Origin of the sequence: Mycobacterium parmense, assembly GCF_010730575.1 — a bacterium.
GTDB classification, from domain to species: domain Bacteria; phylum Actinomycetota; class Actinomycetes; order Mycobacteriales; family Mycobacteriaceae; genus Mycobacterium; species Mycobacterium parmense.
The window spans coordinates 3648033-3668101 of record NZ_AP022614.1 but is presented as its reverse complement, the minus strand read 5'-3'; the positions used below and the strand labels follow the sequence as shown (position 1 = coordinate 3668101).

Below are 20069 nucleotides of genomic sequence, written 5' to 3'. Positions count from 1 at the left end.
CCTGAGGGACATGCCGGCAACACTGACACCCCTGGACGTCGCCACGCTGCCGCTCGCGCCGCGAAACCCCCTGCCGTACTGGCGGCGGCTGACGGCGACCCGCCGCTTCGACAGCGGCCTGGAGCTCATGCGGAACGCGGGCGGCCCGGTGACCCGAAACGTGCTGGGGCCCAGCTGGATCATGCCGCCGGTGGTGATCGTTTCCTCCCCGCAGGGTGCCCACGACGTGCTGGCGCGCAAGGATGCTTACGCCGAGCGCGCGGCGACGCCGGTCGCGGCGGAGGTCCGCCGGCTGGCGGGCGACAACCTGCTCGTGGTGGCGCATGGCGAGTGGCTGCCGCGCCGGCGCGCGCTGCAGCCGCTCTTCACCAAACAGCACGTACCGCGCTTCGCCGGGCACATGGCCGGGGTCGCCGAACAGATCGCCGACCGGTGGGCCGCCGGTGACACGGTCGACCTGGACGCCGAGTGCCGCGCGCTGACGTTGCGGGCGCTGGGCCGTTCGATCCTCGGAATCGACCTAACCGACCGAACGCACCTGGTGGGCAACGCGTTACGTGACGGCATGAAGTGGGCGGCCGACCGCGCGCTGCGCCCCGTCAACCCGCCCCGCTGGCTGCCCACCGCCGGGCAGCGGAAGGCCCGCGCGGCCACCGCCGCCCTGTTCGGGCTGGCCGCCGACGTGCTGAGCGAGTGCCGGTCCGACCCGACGCGCGACGCGCCGTTGGTGCGTGCCCTGATGCAGACCGTCGACCCGAAGACCGGCCGGCCGCTGTCGGACCGGGCGATCTTGAACGAACTGGTGCTGTTCCTCCTCGCCGGCCACGACACCACGTCGACCACGCTGGCCTACGCGCTATGGGCCCTGGGCCGCCGGCCCGCGCTGCAGCAACGCGTCGCCGCGGAAGCCGCCACGCTCGGTGACCGACGCCTCACCCATGAGGACGTGCCGCGGCTGCGTTACACCGCGCAGGTACTGCACGAGGCGCTGCGGCTCTGCCCGCCCGCTCCGGCGATCGGGCGGTCGGTACTCGCCGACATCGAGGTCGACGGCCACCGCCTACCGGCGGGCACCTTCGCCGTGGTCGCGATCTGGGCGATGCACCGCGACCCCGCCCTGTGGGACAACCCACTGCGATTTGACCCGGACCGGTTCAGCGCCGAGCGCTCGAAGGGCCGCAGTCGCTGGCAGTACCTGCCGTTCGGCGGCGGCCCGCGGGCCTGCATCGGCGACCACTTCGCGATGCTCGAGGCGACGCTGGCGCTGGCGACGATCGTGCGCCGGGCCCGAATCCATTCTCTGAGAGACGATTTCCCCACCAGCACCCCATTGACGATGATCGCCGCCGCGCCCATCCAGGCCCGGGTCGGCGGACGGGTGGACCGAGAGGAAGGGATCGGTTGAAATGGCTGCCGTCACCGTCCAACCCCCGCTGCAACCGGCGTGGCTCGACCGGCCGGACACCATCGGCGACGTGCTGTGCAACATCGACCGCGTCATCGAGTGGGCCATCGGGGCCGAAAGCCACATCGGCTACTTCGCCGTCCTTTACAGGCGTGTCACGCTCGCCATCCGCGAGGCGGTCGAACACGGCACATTCCGCCACGGCGACCGCATCGAGCGACTCGACGTCGAGTTCGCCCGTCGCTACTTCGACGCGGTAAACGCGTTCTTCCACCCCGACGGGCGCCGGGACCTGACGCTGCCCTGGGAGGTAGCGTTCGTCGGCGACCACGACGATCAGGCGATCATCGTCCAGCACATGATGACCGGGCTCAACGCGCACATCAGGTTCGACCTCGGTCTTGCCCTGGTCGCGGTCGCGGGTGACGGGCTGAGCCTGCTCAAGGAGGACTACCACCGCGTCAACGTCCTGCTGTGCGCGCAGATACCCGGCATGCTCGCAGAAGTCGAGCGGCTTTCGCCCGGGCTTCGCTGGACCCGCTGGCTGCTGCCGGACGAGGTCGGTCTCCTGCAGCGGGCGCTCACCGAACTGCGCAGCGAGGCATGGCATTTCGCCGCCTACACGGTGCTGAACCCCCGGCGTGCGCGCGAGAGGGCGGTGCACCAGGAGGCGTGCACGGCGGCGCTGAGCTCGGAGTATCTGCAGCCGTCCGGCAAGTGGACACCGTTGCCCAGGTTCGTCCGGGCGGCCGCCAAGCACGAGAGCGACGACGTCGCCGCCAACATCCTTGCGCTCGAGGACATCTCGCGCCGTCCCGAGAAGCCGGACGTCACGAAAGGATCTGCCGGGCCCGCGTGACTTCCGGCCAGCGATCGTCACCGGTGAAGCGGCGGAGGGCGTCGGCGAGATCAAGGCGGTCCCCGCCGGCATCGAGCTCGAAAAAATCTAGCAGGCAACGCAACTCAAAGAGCGTCGCATTTTGACGGCGCGCGAACTCGAGCGCGGCGAGCAGCGCGTCGCGTCGTTGCACCCGCCCGGCGAAAGTGTGAGCACGCGCCCGCATCAGCTCGGCGTCGTGGAAGTGCATGCCAGTCTCGTCGGCATGCCGCAGCGCCGCCTCCAACCGTTCGCGCGCCTCCTCCGGCTCGCCCGCGGCGACGAGCAGCCGGCCGATGACCGCGTCGTGAAAGGTCAGATAGCTGTTGAGGTGCAGCAGGCGCGATCCGTCCACCAGACGCGCCAACTTCTCGGCGCACAGCGTCAGCGTGGCGGCGTCAGCGTCCGCGTCGAGCGCGGCCAGCGCCTTGACCGTGGCGTGCTGGGTGGCGCCGACCAATCGCCACAAGTCGAGGCCCGACTCTTCGCTTTGCCTGCGAAGCTCGGCGACCAGGGCCGCGGCGTCGGCCGGCCGGTCGCTCTCCAGCTTGACCCAGATCTGCGCGAACAGCGTGTGCGCCCGGTTGTGGACGTTCTGTGGGAAGGTCAGGGCATCGCAGCGCCGCGCCGATTCGGCCAAATGCGCTTCGGCGCGGTCGAGATCGCCGCACACCGTGTGCGTGAGCGCCAGGAAGAAGTGCGCCGACGAGATCGGGTCGACGGCAACCCACCAGGCGGTCTCGAGCACCCGCGGGTCGGCGGCGGAGCGATCCGCCAGGGCGCGCAGCAGATGCCGCCGCGCGGTGGGGAAATCGCCTTCCAGCCACACGACCGAGCCCAGCGTGGACGCCAGCACCGGGCCACTCCACGGCCGCTTCGCGGTGATCCGCGTGGACAGGGAGTCGAGCAGTTCGTGCGCCCGGCGCAGCTCGGCCCGCGGCAGGTAGTAGCTGACCATCGCCGTCAGGGTGGTGAACAACCCGTCCTGGTGGTCGCCGGTGCTCGCCAGTTCCAGGCACCGTTGGAAGTCGGCGGGTCCCTCGCCGCTCATGGTTCCCCGCGTGGTGCCCGCCAGGAAGCCGCGCTCGAGCCGGATGGCGATCTCCTTGCGGTCGCGCGCGGGCCCGTCGGGGCAGGCCGCGAGCTGGCCGAGTGCCGTCGTCAGATAGGCCAGCGCCTCATGCAGGGCGCCGCGCCGGCGCGCGGCCACCGAGGCCTTGCGATAGGCGTCGGCGGCTTCATCGTGCTGCTGCGCCCGCTCGAAATGCGTTGCGATCAAACGCCAGTCCGGCTCGGCGACGCTGGACCCCTCCACCAGCGCGCGGGCGGTACGCGAATGCAGCTCGCGCTTCAGGGATGGCGGGGCGAGTTCGGCGGCCACCTCCCGGAGCAGTTCGTGGCGAAATCTCCAGCCGACGTCCCCGCTGCGCTGCAGCACATTAGCTCCGACGAGTTCGGTGACGACATCGTCGACGTCTATTCCGTTGCTTCGCGCCACGGTACGCAGGAGGGGCAGGTCGCCGGCGCGCCCGATGACGGCGGCCGCCTCGACCACCGGCACCACACCGCTGTGGGAGCGTAATTGGGCGAGCAGGGGCTCGTAGAGCGCATCGGGAACCGTTGCGTCGTGGCCCGCCGCCCCCAAACCGGCCACCACGCGTTCGATGTAGAAGGGCACCCCGTCGCAGCGCTCGCGCACGGCGGCACGCCGGGCCTGCGACACGGTTGGGTCAAGGGCATCGATCAACGCGTCGGACTGCTCGTCGCTGAGCGGCGCCAGCTCGAAAACCGTTGACGGCCAACCGGCCGTCGACCATTCGCCGTCACGTCCGGTCACCACCACCATCAGATGCCCGTCCGCGGTCGCGAGCAGCGCGTTGATCAGTTCCATGGTCGACGGGTCGAACCAGTGCGCGTCCTCGGCGACCACCAGGCCCGGCCGGTCGCGCAGGCACGCCAAGACGTATCGCCGCACCGCCTCGCCGATCATTTCGTACAGCGTGCGGCCCTCCACCGCGGCCGGGCGGTACCCGTGCTCGGGGCCGATGCCCAGCACCGGCGCCAGCAAGGGGACGGAGCTCTCCGGATCCATTGCGCACGAATTTAACTCCGCCTCGAGCAGCCGTAACCGTTCGGCGTCGTCGGTGAGCCGGGTGATGCCGCATCGCCGCTCCACCAGCCTGCGCACCGGATGCAGGCCGGTGTCGGTGTGCAGCGGCGAACCCCTGAGCTCGATCACGGTCGCGCCCGAGCCCTCGACCATCTCCGCCGCCTCGGTGGCCAGGCGGGTCTTGCCGATTCCCGGCTCGCCGCAAAAGACGATGCCCGCGGTGTCCAACGTGCCCGCGCGCGCCCGCTCCCAGCTGCGCCGCAACCAGTCGCGTTCACGGCCACGACCGATCAGCGGCGGCGAGTCCAGCGGCGGTGCATCCGGCCGTTCGCCGAGCACCCGGTGTGGGCCGACCGGAGTGTCGATGCCCTTGACCGCCACGGGCGCAAGGGTGTCGAGCTCGAACACGTCACCGACCAACGGGGCTACCGCATCGGACACGGCCACCGTGTCCGGCCCGGCCACCGAGCACAGGCGAGCGGCCAGGTTGGCGGCGAAGCCGTAGACGTCGTCCTGGTCGACGTCGAGGTAGACCAGCCCGCGGTGGACGCCGACCCGGACGCTGATGGCGACGCCGATCGTGCGCTGCGCCTGCTCGCTGAGCTGGGCCACGGCGCGGGTGATGTCGAGGCCCGCCGCGACGGCGCGACGCACGTCGTTCTCGTGCGCCCGGGGGTGGCCGAACACCGCCAGCAGCCCGTCGCCCTTGACCGAGGTGATGTGGCCCTCGTAGCGGTCGACGATCCGGTGCACGTCGTCGCGGTAGCGGCCGACCAGGGCGTGATATGTCTCCGGTTCCAGCCGGGTGGACAACGCGGTGGAGTCGACGAGGTCGGCGAACATGATTGTGAGGCGGCGGATTTCACCGTAGTGAGCTGGCGGGGTGAGCAGGTCCTCGGCTTCCGGGTTGCCGTGGTCGACGGCCAGTACCTGCCCCGCCAACGCGGCCGCGGTGGCGCGATCGCCATCGTTGCTGGCCCGCACTGCGCGGTCCAGCAATTCGTCGATCGATGCACCGATCTCGCCAGGGCTCACCTGCTCCTCCTGCCCGGGGTGGCAGTCAGGGTACCGGTCGGCGGCCGCGGTTACATCACGCGCGGAATAACGTTGGCGAAAACTATACGAAGATGGCGAACTGGGTGACCGCCGGCTCGCCGGGGTTCGCGCACCGGTAACCGCCGCGGCGCAGCGCGTCGGTGGGTGCGGTCATCGGCTCGAAGCACACCAGGTCCTCGGCGGGCGGCGCGAAGATCTGAGCCGCCGGGTAGCCGTGCTGGAAGTGCACTTCCAAGCGCCGCCCGCCCCCGGACACCGCGAACACGGCGCCATCCGGAACCTGATCGTAGGCGTCGTCGAAAGCGTTGTCGCCCAGCGCTTCTCGTAATGCGGATTGCGGTTCGGACGCACCGGTGGGCAGCCCGCGCGCGTCGAGGCCGAGGTGTCGCAGCGGCGGCGTCTCGATGACCCATTCGCCGCGGCCCACCCCGGGTATGTGCAGGTACGGGTGGTAGCCGAAACACAGCGGGACCGCCACGGCGGCGGTGGCGGTGATCGTGGTGCGCACCGTCAGCGCCCGGTCGGCCAGGCGCACCGCCATCGTCAGCACGTGCGGGAAGGGAAAGGCTGCCAGCAGCCGCGGGTCGGCGCCGAAATCGACCTCGGCGGTCAGCTCGTTAGCCGCCTCGGCCGTCACGCGCCAGCCCGGATAGGCGGCCAGCGTGCCGTGGATCGGCAGGCCGTTCGGGTCGGCTCGCACCCCGTTCTCGCCGGGCGTCAGCGTGACCTCGGTGTCCTGAGCGGTGTAGGTGGTGGAACCCAGCCGGTTCGCCCAGGGGTACAGGATCGGGATGCCCATCGTCTTGCCCGCGTCGAGATAGGCCTGCAGGCCGCGCCGCTGCCCGAGCAGCTCGACGCCGCCGTCGCGCAACGAGGTGCCGATCATGCCGGCCTCGGGGACGAAATCCGCGGTGACCGACGACGACGGGTCGCGCAGCGTGACGACGCGCATTGTTCTCCTCCGATTATCTCGACAACGGGTCGTGCGAAATGCGCTGCGGGGAAGCGCCTTTGGCGATCAGCGCCGCCTTGGTTGCGCGGACCATGGCCGGGCTGCCGCTGATCAGGATCTGGCGATCGCCCCAGCCGCCGTACTTGGTCACCACGCCGGGCAGCCGGCCGGTCTGGCGGACGTGCAGGCCGCGGGGCGGCGACACGTCGGGATAGTCGGCGGCCCAGGGCGGGTCGCTGTTGTACTCGGAGACCGGTGAGACCGACAGCCACGGGTTGTGCGCCGCCACCTGCCACAGCGTGGGCAGGTCGTAGAGCTCGCAGCAGTAGCGGGCGCCGAAGAACAAGTGGACCCGCGGATTGACCGCGTACCGGCTCAGGTCCATGATCAGGGCCCGCAGCGGCGCCAGGCCGGTGCTGCCGGCGACCATCAGCACGTCCCCGCCGTCGCGGTCGACGTGCAGGCCGCCGTGCGGGCTGGACAGACGCCACCGGTCGCCGGGCCGGGTCTCGCCGACGACGGCCGTGCTGACCAGGCCGCCGGGGACCAGGCGGACGTGGAATTCGATGCCGCCCCCGGGGTCCGCGGGGATGGCGGGGGACAGGTAGCGCCAGCGGCGGGGGCACTGGGGAATCTGCACGTTGACGTATTGGCCCGGGTGGTAGTCCATCGGGCGGTCGAGCTGCAGGCGGACCACCGCCAGGTCGCGCGAGACCCGCATGTGCTCGACGACTGTGCCGTCCCACCAGGCGGGTCCCTCCTCGGCGTCGGCGGCGCCGCTCATCACCCCGGTGATCAGGTTCAGCGACTGGCGGGCCGCGTCGTCGATGGCGGGGGTCCACGCTGTGCCGATGTGGGATCGCAGCGTCGCGAGCAGCGCGCGCCCCAACGTGGAGTAATGCCCGGGCAGCACGCCGTATTTGCGGTGATCGCGACCCAGCTGGGCGAGAAAGGCGACCGGCTCGCTCGCGCGCCGCGCGACGAGTTCGCCGTAGACCCAGTGCATCGCGTGGGCGAAGGCGCTTCGCTGGCCGGCCATTTCGGGCGGGAACAGGTCGCGAACCGAGGGGTCGAGGGCGAACCAGTGGGCGTAGAACCGGTGGACGAGCCCGGCGCCCGAAGCGCCGGGCTCGAAGGCGTCGCGCAACACCCGCAACGCTTCGGCGTCCTCGAGGCTCACGGGGCCCGATTCTAGGCGCGCGGCCGGGATCAGCCTTGCCGCACGCTGTTCGTCCTGCCGGTGTTGACGATCCTCGGCGAACCCCAGTGGTAGGTCACGACGTTGCCGGCTCCCGACGTGCTGAGGGCGTCGGTGCTGTCGACGGCGACGCGGTTGCCGTTGCCGGAGACGCTCACGCTGGTGCAGTGGCCGGTGACGGTGACGGTGTTCTGCTTGCCGCTCACCGAGACGTAGCCGTCGTTGCAGGGAATGTTCTTGGTGGTGCCCGACCCGCTGACCTGCAGCGTGCCGGCCCTCGGCACGGACGCGGACGGGCTGCTGCCGGCGAACTCGGTGCCCGATTTCGTCGCCGCGAGGCCTGCCAGCGCCAGCCAGCCGATCACGACGAACAGCCAGCAGGCCATTGCGGCGCGCAGCCGCGGCCGCAGCCGGCCCACCCAGTCGCCGTGCTCGTCGCGGTCCAGGTCGTAGGCGAACGAGGTCACGCAGCGAGCCCGGGCCGGATCGCCCTGATCCGCCAGGATCACGCCGTCGACGTATTCGCGACCGCGCACCACGAGTTCGCCGGACCGGCCGTCGAGCCGGTAGTGGACCGCCGTCTGGATGCTCGGCCCGGTCCACCGCTGCCGGGTGACGGTCCACCCGTGGGCCAGCGGGAGACGGACGTTGTACCGCGCGCTGGCGGTGACGCAGCGTGCGCGCGCCAGCGTTTCGGCACCGGTGACCGTTGCCACCCGGCCCCGTCGCAGCAGGCCGATCCGGGTCCGTGCGCCGCGCAACTGCACGACGTAGATCCCCGCCAGGGTGAGGACGGCGGTCGCGGCGAACGCGGCGGGCAGCCGAATCCACAACGCGGCCGGCGCGATCGCGACCGCGAACAACGTCCACAGGTAGCGCCGGCGCAGCGGCAGCAGCTCGGCCAGCACGAAGCTTTTGGGGACCCTGCGCGGCGGCGACGCGAGCCGCCGGTCGCAATCAGGCGGCGGTCCCATCGCGGAAATGGTTCCACAGAAGTTAGACTTGAGCGGAACAGACTCAACCTTGACGGCGTTGGACAACGGGACAAGCATTTTCACCTAGTACCCGAATGGAGGTGTCTCGGTTGGCTAGCGACTCATTCAACCCGACAACCAAGACGCAAGCGGCTCTGACCTCGGCCTTGCAGGCTGCGTCGGCCGCAGGTAACCCGGAGATCAGACCGGCTCACCTGCTGATGGCGCTGTTGACGCAGGCGGACGGGATCGCCGCTCCGCTGCTCGAGGCGGTCGGCGTAGAGCCCGCAACCATCCGCACCGAAACCGGGCGGCTGGTGGACCGGCTGCCGCAGGCCAGCGGGGCCAGCTCGCAACCGCAGCTCTCGCGCGAATCGCTGGCGGCGGTCACCGCCGCCCAGCAGCTGGCCACCGAGATGGACGACGAATACGTCTCCACCGAGCACTTGATGGTGGGCCTGGCGACGGGTGACTCGGACGTCGCCAAACTGCTGAACGGACACGGCGCCTCCCCACAGGCGCTGCGCGAGGCGTTCGCCAAGGTGCGCGGCAGCGCCCGCGTCACCAGCCCCGACCCCGAGGCCACCTACCAGGCGCTGGAGAAGTACTCCACCGACCTGACGGCGCGCGCCCGCGAGGGCAAGCTCGACCCGGTCATCGGCCGCGACAACGAGATCCGCCGCGTCGTGCAGGTGCTGAGCCGCCGCACCAAGAACAACCCGGTGCTGATCGGCGAGCCCGGCGTCGGCAAGACCGCGATCGTGGAGGGCCTGGCCCAGCGCATCGTCGCCGGCGACGTCCCGGAGAGCCTGCGCGACAAGACCGTCATCAGCCTGGACCTCGGGTCGATGGTGGCCGGCGCCAAGTACCGCGGCGAGTTCGAGGAGCGGCTCAAGGCCGTGCTCGACGACATCAAGAACTCCGCCGGGCAGATCATCACGTTCATCGACGAGCTGCACACGATCGTCGGCGCCGGCGCAACCGGCGAGGGTGCGATGGATGCCGGCAACATGATCAAGCCGATGCTGGCCCGCGGCGAGCTGCGCCTGGTCGGCGCCACCACACTCGACGAGTACCGCAAGTACATCGAGAAGGACGCGGCCCTGGAGCGCCGGTTCCAGCAGGTGCTGGTCGGCGAGCCGTCGGTGGAGGACACCGTCGGCATCCTGCGCGGCCTGAAGGACCGCTACGAGGTGCACCACGGTGTGCGCATCACCGACTCGGCCCTGGTGGCCGCGGCCACGTTGTCCGACCGCTACATCACCGCGCGCTTCCTGCCCGACAAGGCCATCGACCTGGTCGACGAGGCTGCCAGCCGGCTGAAGATGGAGATCGACTCGCGGCCGGTCGAGATCGACGAGGTCGAGCGGCTGGTCCGCCGACTCGAGATCGAGGAGATGGCGCTGGCCAAGGAGGAGGACGAGGCCTCCAAGGAGCGGCTGGCCAAGTTGCGCTCCGAGCTGGCCGACCAGAAGGAGAAGCTGGCCGAGCTGACCACCCGCTGGCAGAACGAGAAAAGCGCGATCGACGTGGTCCGCGAGCTCAAGGAGCAGCTGGAGACGCTGCGCGGGGAGTCCGAGCGCGCCGAGCGCGACGGCGACCTGGCCAAGGCCGCCGAGCTGCGCTACGGCCGTATCCCCGAAGTCGAGAAGAAACTCGACGCCGCCCTGCCGCAGGCCGAGGCCCGCGAGAACGTGATGCTCAAGGAGGAGGTCGGACCCGACGACATCGCCGAGGTGGTCTCGGCGTGGACCGGCATTCCCGCCGGGCGGATGCTCGAGGGCGAGACCGCCAAGCTGCTGCGCATGGAAGAAGAGCTGGGCAAACGCGTCATCGGCCAGAAGAGGGCCGTCCAGGCGGTTTCGGACGCCGTGCGGCGGTCGCGGGCCGGCGTCGCCGACCCCAACCGGCCGACGGGGTCGTTCATGTTCCTGGGCCCGACCGGTGTCGGTAAGACCGAGCTGGCCAAGGCGCTCGCGGAATTCCTGTTCGACGACGAGCGCGCGATGGTGCGCATCGACATGAGCGAGTACGGCGAGAAGCACTCCGTCGCCCGGCTGGTCGGCGCCCCTCCGGGCTACATCGGCTACGACCAGGGCGGTCAGCTGACCGAGGCGGTGCGGCGGCGGCCGTACACGGTGATCCTGTTCGACGAGATCGAGAAGGCTCACCCGGACGTGTTCGACGTCCTGTTGCAGGTGCTCGACGAGGGCCGGCTCACCGACGGGCAGGGCCGCACGGTGGACTTCCGCAACACGATCCTGATCCTGACGTCCAACCTGGGGTCGGGCGGCACCGAGGAGCAGGTGATGGCCGCGGTGCGCTCGGCGTTCAAGCCGGAGTTCATCAACCGGCTCGACGACGTGATCGTCTTCCACGGCCTGGAGCCCGGCGAGCTGGTGGCCATCGTCGACATCCAGTTGGCGCAGCTGCAGAAGCGGCTGGCCCAGCGTCGGCTGACGCTGGAGGTGTCGCTGCCGGCCAAGCAGTGGCTGGCGCACCGCGGGTTCGACCCGGTTTACGGCGCCCGGCCGTTGCGGCGTCTGCTGCAGCAGGCCATCGGCGACCAGCTCGCGAAGATGCTGCTGGCCGGCGACGTGCACGACGGGGACACCGTGCCGGTGAACGTCAGCCCCGACGGTGACTCGCTGATCCTGGGATAGCGCTGTGACTGGGTTGTAACCTCGTCGGCTTCTGTAATCCGGCGCCCGAGCGGATACCCTGTTTGGGATGGTCCCCCTCTGGTTCACGCTTTCCGCGCTGTGCTTCGTCGGCGCGGGGGTGTTGCTGTACGTCGACCTGGATCGACGCCGCGGCCGCAGCAGGCGCCGCAAGTCCTGGGCGCGGTCGCACGGGTTCGACTACGAGCGTGAATCGACCGAGATCGTCCAGCGCTGGAAGCGCGGCGTGATGTCGACGGTCGGCAACGTGGCCGCCCAGAACGTGGTGCTGGGTCAGATCCGGGGCGAGGCGGTGTACATCTTCGACCTCGAGGAAGTCGCCACGGTGATCGCGTTGCACCGCAAGGTGGGCACCAACGTCGTCGTCGACCTGCGGCTCAAGGGGCTCAAAGAGCCGCGGGAAAACGACATTTGGCTGCTGGGTGCGATCGGGCCGCGGATGGTGTACTCCACCAACCTGGACGCGGCGCGGCGCGCCTGCGACCGCCGCATGGTCACGTTCGCCCACACCGCGCCCGACTGCGCCGAGATCATGTGGAACGAGCAGAACTGGACGCTGGTCGCCATGCCGGTGACCAGCACCCGCGCCCAGTGGGACGAGGGGCTGCGCACTGTCCGCCAGTTCAACGACCTGCTGCGGGTCCTGCCGCCGCTGCCCCAGGAGACCCCCACGGAGGCGGGAGCCCCGTCCGGGTTGCGCAGCGCGTCCCCCAGCCGCCCGCTGGCCCCCGCCGGCCGCGCGGAACTGCCGCCGACGCGCGGGCAGCAGGACGTGACCGGGCTGCTGGGTTCGGCCACGCAGGCCCCCCGACGCGCCCCCGAGCCGATGCGCCGCGACCAGGGCCGGCCCGAGGGTCGCCCGGACGCGGGTCGTCGCCCGCCGCCGGCCGGGCGCAACGGCCATGAGGCCACCAACTACCAGCACTGATGCCCCGTCCCGTAGCCCTCATCACGGGGCCCACGTCGGGGATCGGCGCCGGATACGCGCGGCGCTTTGCCCGCGACGGCTACGACGTGGTGCTCGTCGCCCGCGACGTCGACCGGTTGACCGAACTGTCGGACGAGCTGCGGGGCCGGGCCGGCGGCGTGGAGGTCCTGCCCGCGGATCTGGGCGATCCCGCCGGCCGCCGCAAGGTGGAGGAGCGCCTCGCTGCGGGCGTGCGCGTGCTGGTGAACAACGCCGGCTTCGGCACGTCCGGTGAATTCTGGGCCACGGATCCCGCTGTGCTGCAGGCTCAGCTCGACGTCAACGTCACCGCCGTCATGCATCTGACCCGCGCCGCCTTGCCGGCCATGCTCGATGCCGGTGTCGGCACCGTCATCAACATCGCCAGCGTCGCCGGGCTGGTGCCCGGGCGGGGGTCGACGTATTCGGCGTCCAAGGCCTGGGTCATCGCTTTCAGTGAGGGCCTGGCCGTTTCCCTGCAGGGCACTGGCGTCGGCGTGCACGCGGTGTGCCCGGGATACGTGCGCACCGAGTTTCACGCCCGGGCCGGGATCGACATGGCCAAGCTTCCGTCGTTCATGTGGCTGGCGGTCGACGACGTCGTGAGTCGAAGCCTGGCCGACGTCGCCCGCGGCAAGGTCATCAGCATTCCGGGTCCGCAGTACAAGGCGATCGTCACCGCCGGGCGGCTGCTGCCGCGGGGCCTCGCCCGGGCCGCGACCAAACGAATCGGCGGCGGCCGTGGGCGCACCTGAGTTGCGGGTGGAGCTGGCCGATCTGGTGCGGCGGCTCTCTGTGGTGCACGGGCGGGTCACACTGTCGTCGGGCAAGGAGGCCGACTACTACGTCGACCTGCGCCGCGCCACGCTGCACCACCGCGCCTCGGCCTTGATCGGCGCGCTGATGCGCGACCTCACCAGCGACTGGGACTTCGCGGTGGTCGGCGGGCTCACCCTGGGTGCCGACCCTGTGGCGACGGCCATCATGCACGCGCCGGGCCGGCCGATCGACGCGTTCGTGGTGCGAAAGTCTGCGAAAGAGCATGGCCTGCAACGACTTATCGAGGGATCGGAGGTCGCGGGCAAGCGTGCGCTGGTGGTCGAGGACACCAGCACCACGGGCAACTCCGCGCTGACGGCCGTGCACGCCGTCCAGGCCGCGGGCGGCCGGGTCGTCGGCGTGGCGACCGTGGTGGACCGTGCCACGGGTGCCGCCGAGGCGATCGAAGCCGAGGGGCTGCCCTACCGCAGTGTCCTGGGCCTCGCCGATCTGGGGCTGGGCTAGGTTGCCGGCGGGTCCCGGATGCCTCAGTCGCTATGCCTGCGTGGCCGCCATCGCGGCGTGCCTGACGGCCTGCTCGGGCTCCGGCCGTCCCGCCGCCCCCTACGGCGCACAGGGCGCCCGGCTCGGGGAGACGCTGGCGCTGCTGGGTTGGAACATGTCAGTGTCGAACCTGCGCTGGAGCGGCGATTACGTGCTGGTCGACGTCGACGCTTCACCCAAGGATCCCAACGCATCCCACGCCAAGCCCGAGGACATCCGGTTCGGGCTGTACGGTGCGCTCGCTCACCCGATGGAGTCGACCGCGCTGGGCAGCTGCGACGGGGCGCGGGCCGCTGTGCGCGGCGTCATCTCGCCGCTGTCGGCGCCGCCCGGCCGGCTCACCGGCACGGTTTGCCTTGGGCCGCTGAAGGATCGGAGCCAGGTGCGCGGCGTCTACGGCTACTCGCCGCGCGACCGGATCGCGAACAGCTCGTCGGCCTACCCGGTGGCGTTCCCGGTGGGCCTGATGCCGACCAACGCCAACGACACCGGTCTGGTGGTCAAGACCGTCAATCTCTCGGCGTGGCGCGCCGACGGCACCCCGGTCACCAAGGCGCAGTTGGGCGACCCGGCCGCCTTCACCGGCAACGGCTACATGCTGCTCGGGCTCGAGGCCGACGGCGTCGCGGCCCGCTATCGCGACGACTCCGCCACGCGCGGCGGCCCGCTGATGCTGCTGTCCTCGCCCTCGCTGCCCGGCCCCGGACTGAACCCCGCCTGCGCCGTATACGGGTCGTCGGTGCTGATCCTGCCCGACGCGTCGCAGGACTCCGTGCACGTCGACGCTTCGTTGTGCACCCAGGGCGAGATCAACGAGGCGCTGCTGTACGCCACGGTGGCCGTCGACGGCACCCACGCCGGCGTCTGGACGCAGCGGTGACCGAGGCCGGGCCCACCGAATGGGGCGCACCGGCCGGCGGCGTCGGGCCCTGGCCCGGGTCGCCCCCCCAAGACTCCCGTTACGATCCGATCCTGTTGCGCGACGGCGACTCTCGCAATGTCGTCGACGCCTACCGGTATTGGACCCGGGAGGCGATCATCGCCGACATCGACCTGCGCCGTCACCCCCTGCACGTGGCGATCGAGAACTTCGGCAACGACGCGAACATCGGCTCGGTGGTGCGCACGGCGAACGCCTTCGCGGTAAACACCGTGCACATCGTCGGGCGGCGACGCTGGAATCGCCGCGGCGCAATGGTGACCGACCGCTATCAGCGGCTGTGCCATCACGACAGCACCGCCGAACTGCTGGACTTCGCGGCGGGCGCGGGAGTCACGGTGGTGGCGGTGGACAACGTCCCGGGCGCGGCGCGCCTCGAGGACACCGCGCTGCCACGGGAGTGTCTACTGGTGTTCGGCCAGGAGGGCCCCGGCATCACCGACGACATCCGCACGGGCGCGGCGCTGACGGTCTCGATCGCCCAGTTCGGGTCGACGCGCAGCATCAACGCAGGCGTTGCCGCCGGGATCGCGATGCACGCCTGGATCCGCCGGCACGCGGACCTCTCCCAGGCATGGTGAACGCGTCGTCGACGCTCGCACGCGTAGGGCAGGATCGGCAGTATGGATCAGCTGTGGGCCAACCGCGCGGCGAGCTCCGAAGCCGCTGTCACGCAACGGCACCTGAGACGGCTGTGGGGATTGCCCGGAACCCAGCTGGGCGTGGTGGCCTGGCCGGCGACGCGGCGGGACCGCCGGTTCGGCACCTGGCACTACTGGTGGCAGAGCCATCTGTTGGACTGCCTGGTCGACGCCGAGTTGCGCGACCCGCAGCCGGCGCGGCGCATCAAGATCAACCGGCAGGTCCGCACGCACCGCGTGCGTAACAACTTCTCCTGGATCAACAGCTACTACGACGACATGGCGTGGCTGGCGCTGGCGCTGGAACGCGCCGCCCGCATCGCCGGCGTCGAGCGCCGCCGCGCCCTGCCCAAGCTGGCCGACCAGTTCGTCAAGGCGTGGGTGCCCGAAGACGGTGGCGGCATCCCGTGGCGCAAGTCCGACCAGTTCTTCAACGCCCCGGCCAACGGCCCGGCGGGGATCTTCCTGGCCCGGTACTCCGACGACCGCGGGAATCGGCTCAAGCGGGCCGGGCAGATGGCCGACTGGATCGACCGGACGTTGATCGACCCGGACACGCACCTGGTGTTCGACGGCATCAAGGCCAAGTCGCTGGTTCGCGCGCAGTACACCTACTGCCAGGGCGTGGTCCTGGGCCTGGAGACCGAGCTGGCGGCGCGCACCGGCGCCGAAGTCCGGACACGGCACGCGGCGCGCGTGCACCGCCTGGTCGCCGCGGTCGGCGAGCACATGGCGCCGTCGGGGGTGATACAAGGCGGCGGGGGCGGCGACGGCGGCCTGTTCGCCGGCATCACGGCCCGCTACCTCGCGCTGGTCGCCACCACCCTGCCGGGTGACTCGGCCGACGACGCCGTGGCCCGCGACACTGCCCGCGCGATCGTGCTGTCCAGCGCGAAGTCGGCGTGGGACCACCGGCAGACGGTGGACGGCCTGCCGCTGTTCGGCGCGTTTTGGGACCGCGACGCCGAGCTGCCGGGCCAGGGCGGCAAGAAAGCCCAGTTCGTCGGCGGCGCCGTTTTGAGTTCCGAGGTCCCCGAACGTGACATGTCGGTGCAGCTGTCAGGGTGGATGCTGATGGAGGCCGCCTGTAACGTCACCGCCGAATCGTCGCACCAGGACAGGAGCGCTCAGTGACTAAAGTCCACGCCGACGCCGAGTCGGCGCTACGGGGTCTGCTCAAGGACGGCATCACCATCGCGGCGGGCGGATTCGGGCTGTGTGGTATCCCCGAGAACCTGATCCGCGCGCTGGTGGACAGCGGCGTCAAAGACCTGACGATCGTCGGAAACAACGCGGGCGTCGACGATTTCGGCATGGGCCTGTTGCTCAAGGGACGACAGGTCAAGAAGGTGATCGCTTCCTACGTCGGGGAGAACAAGGAATTCGAGCGTCAGGTGCTGGCCGGCGAGTTGGACCTCGCGCTCACCCCCCAAGGCACGCTGGCCGAAAAATTGCGTGCCGGCGGCGCGGGGATCCCGGGCTTCTACACCCGCACCGCCTTCGGCACCCAGCTCGCCGAAGGCAAGGACATGAGGGTCTTCGACGGCACCGAATACGTTCTGGAGGAAGGGATTCGCGCCGACGTCGCGATCGTCAAGGCGTGGAAGGGTGACACCGCGGGCAACCTCGTCTACCGCAAGACGGCGCGCAACTTCAACCCGATGATCGCCACCTGCGGCGCCGTCACCATCGCCGAGGTGGAGGAGTTGGTCGAGGTCGGCGAACTCGATCCCGACCTGATCCACACCCCGGGCATCTACGTGGACCGCATCGTCGAGGGACCCGCATACGAGAAGCGGATCGAATTCCGCACCACCAGCGGCGGCGCCGCGGTCAAGAGCGACAGCCCCATCCGCGAGCTCATGGCCAAGCGTGCCGCCAAGGAGTTGCGCGACGGCTACTACGTCAACCTCGGCATCGGCATTCCGACGCTGGTCGCCAACTTCATCCCCGACGACATCAACGTCACTCTGCAATCGGAGAACGGACTGCTGGGCATCGGAGCCTATCCGGCCGAAGACGAGGTGGACCCCGACCTGGTCAACGCGGGCAAGCAGACCATCACCACCATCCGCGGGTCCAGCTTCTTCAGCAGCGCGGACTCCTTTGCGATGATCCGCGGCGGCCACATCGACCTGTCGATCCTGGGCGGGCTGGAGGTGGCCGAGAACGGCGACCTGGCCAACTGGATGGTCCCGGGCAGGATGGTCAAGGGCCCGGGCGGCGCGATGGACCTGGTGTCGGGGGTCAAACGGGTGATCGTCGTGATGGATCACACCGCCAAGGACGGCAGCCCGAAGATCCTCAGGCAGTGCTCGCTCCCGCTCACCGGTAAAGGGGTGGTGGACATGATCATCACCGACCTGTGCGTCTTCGACGTCGATCCGGGGCGCGGGCTCACGCTGACCGAACTGCATCCCGGCGTCACGGTCGCCGAGGTCCGGGACAAAACCGGCTGCGACTTCCTGGTCGCCTGAGCCGGCGGCAGAGGGCGCCTCAGTCCGAGACCGGCACCTGATCCGAGCCCTCCTCGACCCGGCGCCGCCGGCCACGGTAGCCCCGCCAGGCCGCGAGGAACGCCGGCAGCAGCGACACGAACAAGATGGCCAGGATGATCTTTTCCAGATTCTGGTGCACGAACGGGACGGTGCCCAGGAAGTAGCCCGCCAGCGTCGCACCGCCACCCCACGCGATGCCGCCGACGATGTCGAAGCCGAGGAACAGCGGGTAGCGCATGTACGACACCCCGGCGATCACCGGGACGAAGGTCCTGATGAAGGGCGCGAACCGGGCCAGGATGATCGCCCAGGGGCCGTACTTCTCGAAGAAGGCGTGCGACTCGGTCACGTAGTGCTTCTTGAAGAACCGCGAGTCTTCCTTCTTGAACAGCGCCGGCCCGATCCGCCGGCCGATGAAATACCCGGTCTGGTCGCCCAGAATCGCGACCAGCGCGACGCACGGCGCCAGCACCCAGATGCTCGCCGGGGGATGCGGGTGCGCGGCCAGCAAGCCGCCGGTGAACAGCAGCGACTCCCCGGGCAGCAGCGGGAACAGCAGACCCGTCTCGATGAAGACGATGACGAGGATGCCCGGCAGCACCGCGGAGCCGAAGACACCGTCGGCGCCCAACCAGTACATCGGGTCGAGGATGTCGGGCAAGGCCATCACGGCGGTACTCACGGTGTCTCAACATACCGGCTCGGGGTGAGCGGCCGACCGTCCTGAACCATACTGAGTGGACCCGGCCTCCGACGAAGAGACGAACGAGGAGTTCCCATGCCCATCGCGACACCCGAGGTCTACGCGGAGATGCTGCAGCGCGCCAAGGCGAACTCGTACGCGTTCCCGGCCATCAACTGCACCTCATCGGAAACGGTCAACGCCGCCATCAAGGGCTTCGCCGACGCGGGCAGCGACGGCATCATCCAGTTTTCCACCGGTGGTGCCGAATTCGCGTCCGGGCTCGGGGTGAAGGACATGGTCGCCGGGGCGGTCGCGCTGGCCGAGTTCACGTGGTCCATCGCGGCCCGGTACCCCGTCAACGTCGCGCTGCACACCGACCACTGCCCCAAGGACAAGCTGGACAGCTACGTGCGCCCGCTGCTGGCGATCTCTGCCGAACGCGTGCGCGCGGGTGGGGACCCGCTGTTCGGATCGCACATGTGGGACGGCTCGGCGGTGCCGATCGCCGAGAACCTGGTGATCGCCCAGGAGCTGCTCAAGGAGGCCGCGGCCGCCAAGATCATCCTGGAGATCGAGATCGGTGTGGTCGGCGGCGAGGAGGACGGCGTGGCGCACGAGATCAACGACAAGCTGTACACCACGCCCGATGACTTCGAGAAGACGATCGACGCCCTCGGTGCCGGCGAGCACGGAAAGTATTTGCTGGCAGCGACTTTCGGCAATGTGCACGGCGTCTATAAGCCGGGCAACGTCAAGCTGCGCCCCGACATCCTCGCCCAGGGCCAGCGGGTGGCGGCGGCCAAGCTGGGGCTGCCCGCCGACGCCAAGCCGTTCGACTTCGTCTTCCACGGTGGTTCGGGTTCGCTGAAGTCGGAGATCGAGGAGGCGCTGGGCTACGGCGTGGTGAAGATGAACGTCGACACCGACACCCAGTACGCCTTCACCCGGCCGATCGCCGGTCACATGTTCACCAACTACGACGGCGTGCTCAAGGTCGACGGCGAAGTGGGCGTCAAGAAGGTCTACGACCCGCGCAGCTACATGAAGAAGGCCGAGGCCTCGATGAGCGAGCGGGTCGTGGAAGCGTGCAACGACCTGCACTGCGCGGGAAAGTCACTCGGGGGCTAGGCGCAGCCAGCTCTTCCCCCGGAATCCGACCTGGTCGACGCCGAATACCACCGGGTGGTCGCGTTGCACCGCGACTTCGGAGCTGTCGATGGTGTGGCGCACCGGGTCGTCCGGCGATGACTTCGGGTGGTTCGTGCGGGTCAGCAGCACGGTGCCCAGGATGGCGATCGCCGCCAGCGCCAGCACCAGCACGACGAGCGCGAGCACCCATCCCCAGTTGAACTGCCGCGAGGTCCGCAGTGTGGCGCCGAGCCGGGGCGGAATGGATTGTGGAGCGGCGGATTTGGACGCAACGCCGAACTGCGCCGTCGGCTCCTCGTGCCCGGGGGGCGAGCGGAACACCTCGGTGGCCGGCTCCGCGGCGGTGGAGATCACCATGGTCTCTTTCGCGTCGAAACCCGGTGCGGTGTAACGACGTTCGCCGCTTTGCTGGTCGTCCGGATCGGACCCGGGGTCGTCGTCGGGGCCCTGCTTATTGAACACCACGGTCTCGGTCTCGGAGTCGCCGGGAACCAGGGGGTAGCTTTCGGTCGCCTCGTCGTCCGGTCCCGCGGCCCGCCGCGCATCGCTCCGCTCGCCGCGCGGTTCGCGAGGGTCGAACCCGGGCCGTTTCGGCGTGCCGCCGCGACCGGGTTCGGGTGCATTGGGCATGAGT

The 20069-nt window shown here is 70.0% G+C and carries 16 protein-coding genes and 1 pseudogene; 11 read left to right on the top strand and 6 right to left on the bottom strand.

Annotated elements, in window-relative coordinates; all coding sequences use genetic code 11:
- Positions 1-10: 10 nt before the first annotated feature.
- Both G6N48_RS16985 and G6N48_RS16980 read left to right on the top strand, forming a co-directional pair.
- Positions 11-1405 carry a cytochrome P450 gene (locus G6N48_RS16985; RefSeq protein ID WP_085271674.1) on the top strand — a complete coding sequence of 465 codons (1395 nt, stop codon included), beginning with the start codon at positions 11-13 and terminating at the stop codon, positions 1403-1405.
- Position 1406: 1 nt separating this feature from the next.
- Positions 1407-2264 carry a DUF5995 family protein gene (locus tag G6N48_RS16980; protein ID WP_085271675.1) on the top strand — a complete coding sequence of 286 codons (858 nt, stop codon included), beginning with the start codon at positions 1407-1409 and terminating at the stop codon, positions 2262-2264.
- Here G6N48_RS16980 and G6N48_RS16975 read toward each other — a convergent pair.
- From G6N48_RS16975 to G6N48_RS28965, 4 genes are all read right to left on the bottom strand, one after another.
- The gene (locus tag G6N48_RS16975) at positions 2236-5427 is read right to left on the bottom strand and encodes an ATP-binding protein (protein ID WP_085271676.1); all 3192 of its coding nucleotides are present in this window, start codon (positions 5425-5427) and stop codon (positions 2236-2238) included. The two genes, G6N48_RS16980 and G6N48_RS16975, sit on opposite strands and share 29 nt — an antisense overlap.
- An 82-nt stretch (positions 5428-5509) precedes the next feature.
- Positions 5510-6400, bottom strand: a complete 891-nt coding sequence (locus G6N48_RS16970) for an aldose 1-epimerase (RefSeq protein WP_085271677.1) — start codon at positions 6398-6400, stop codon at positions 5510-5512.
- Between the two features lie 13 nt (positions 6401-6413).
- Entirely contained in the window at positions 6414-7580 is a 1167-nt protein-coding gene (locus tag G6N48_RS16965; protein WP_085271678.1) for an FAD-binding oxidoreductase, read from the bottom strand.
- 29 nt (positions 7581-7609) lie between these two features.
- Positions 7610-8572, bottom strand: a complete 963-nt coding sequence (locus G6N48_RS28965; protein ID WP_232066644.1) for a DUF3060 domain-containing protein — start codon at positions 8570-8572, stop codon at positions 7610-7612.
- Positions 8573-8682: 110 nt separating this feature from the next.
- Here G6N48_RS28965 and clpB point away from each other — a divergent pair, with 110 nt between their 5' ends.
- The 8 genes from clpB (at position 8683) to G6N48_RS28670 (ending at position 17580) form a co-directional block, all read left to right on the top strand.
- The gene (gene clpB, locus G6N48_RS16955) at positions 8683-11235 is read left to right on the top strand and encodes an ATP-dependent chaperone ClpB (protein WP_232066643.1); all 2553 of its coding nucleotides are present in this window, start codon (positions 8683-8685) and stop codon (positions 11233-11235) included.
- Positions 11236-11302: 67 nt separating this feature from the next.
- Complete coding sequence (ttfA, locus tag G6N48_RS16950) at positions 11303-12181, top strand: trehalose monomycolate transport factor TtfA (protein ID WP_085271680.1); 879 nt, start codon at positions 11303-11305, stop codon at positions 12179-12181.
- Positions 12181-12954, top strand: coding sequence for an SDR family NAD(P)-dependent oxidoreductase (locus G6N48_RS16945; protein WP_085271681.1), 774 nt, complete (start codon positions 12181-12183; stop codon positions 12952-12954). The genes ttfA and G6N48_RS16945 overlap by 1 nt, the downstream gene beginning before the upstream one ends.
- Entirely contained in the window at positions 12941-13483 is a 543-nt protein-coding gene (gene pyrE, locus G6N48_RS16940; protein WP_085271682.1) for an orotate phosphoribosyltransferase, read from the top strand. The genes G6N48_RS16945 and pyrE overlap by 14 nt, the downstream gene beginning before the upstream one ends.
- Positions 13484-13523: 40 nt before the next feature.
- Positions 13524-14402, top strand: coding sequence for a hypothetical protein (locus G6N48_RS16935; RefSeq protein ID WP_085271683.1), 879 nt, complete (start codon positions 13524-13526; stop codon positions 14400-14402).
- The gene (locus G6N48_RS16930; RefSeq protein WP_085271684.1) at positions 14399-15043 is read left to right on the top strand and encodes a TrmH family RNA methyltransferase; all 645 of its coding nucleotides are present in this window, start codon (positions 14399-14401) and stop codon (positions 15041-15043) included. The genes G6N48_RS16935 and G6N48_RS16930 overlap by 4 nt, the downstream gene beginning before the upstream one ends.
- Before the next feature lie 42 nt (positions 15044-15085).
- On the top strand, positions 15086-16237 hold the full coding sequence (locus G6N48_RS16925) for a glycoside hydrolase family 76 protein (RefSeq protein ID WP_085271685.1): 1152 nt from the start codon (positions 15086-15088) through the stop codon (positions 16235-16237).
- Positions 16234-17580, top strand: coding sequence for a 3-oxoacid CoA-transferase (locus tag G6N48_RS28670; RefSeq protein ID WP_085271686.1), 1347 nt, complete (start codon positions 16234-16236; stop codon positions 17578-17580). Before G6N48_RS16925 ends, G6N48_RS28670 begins: the two co-directional genes overlap by 4 nt.
- A gap of 19 nt (positions 17581-17599) precedes the next feature.
- On the opposite strand, the gene G6N48_RS16915 is transcribed toward G6N48_RS28670, so the two are convergent.
- Complete coding sequence (locus G6N48_RS16915; RefSeq protein ID WP_085271687.1) at positions 17600-18283, bottom strand: DedA family protein; 684 nt, start codon at positions 18281-18283, stop codon at positions 17600-17602.
- Positions 18284-18379: 96 nt separating this feature from the next.
- On the opposite strand from G6N48_RS16915, the gene fbaA reads away from it, so the two are divergent.
- The gene (gene fbaA, locus G6N48_RS16910) at positions 18380-19414 is read left to right on the top strand and encodes a class II fructose-bisphosphate aldolase (RefSeq protein WP_085271688.1); all 1035 of its coding nucleotides are present in this window, start codon (positions 18380-18382) and stop codon (positions 19412-19414) included.
- Positions 19415-19474: 60 nt separating this feature from the next.
- Here the strand turns inward: fbaA and G6N48_RS16905 are convergent.
- Positions 19475-20065 (bottom strand): annotated as a pseudogene (locus G6N48_RS16905) (hypothetical protein); the annotation flags it as partial.
- Positions 20066-20069: the final 4 nt, after the last annotated feature.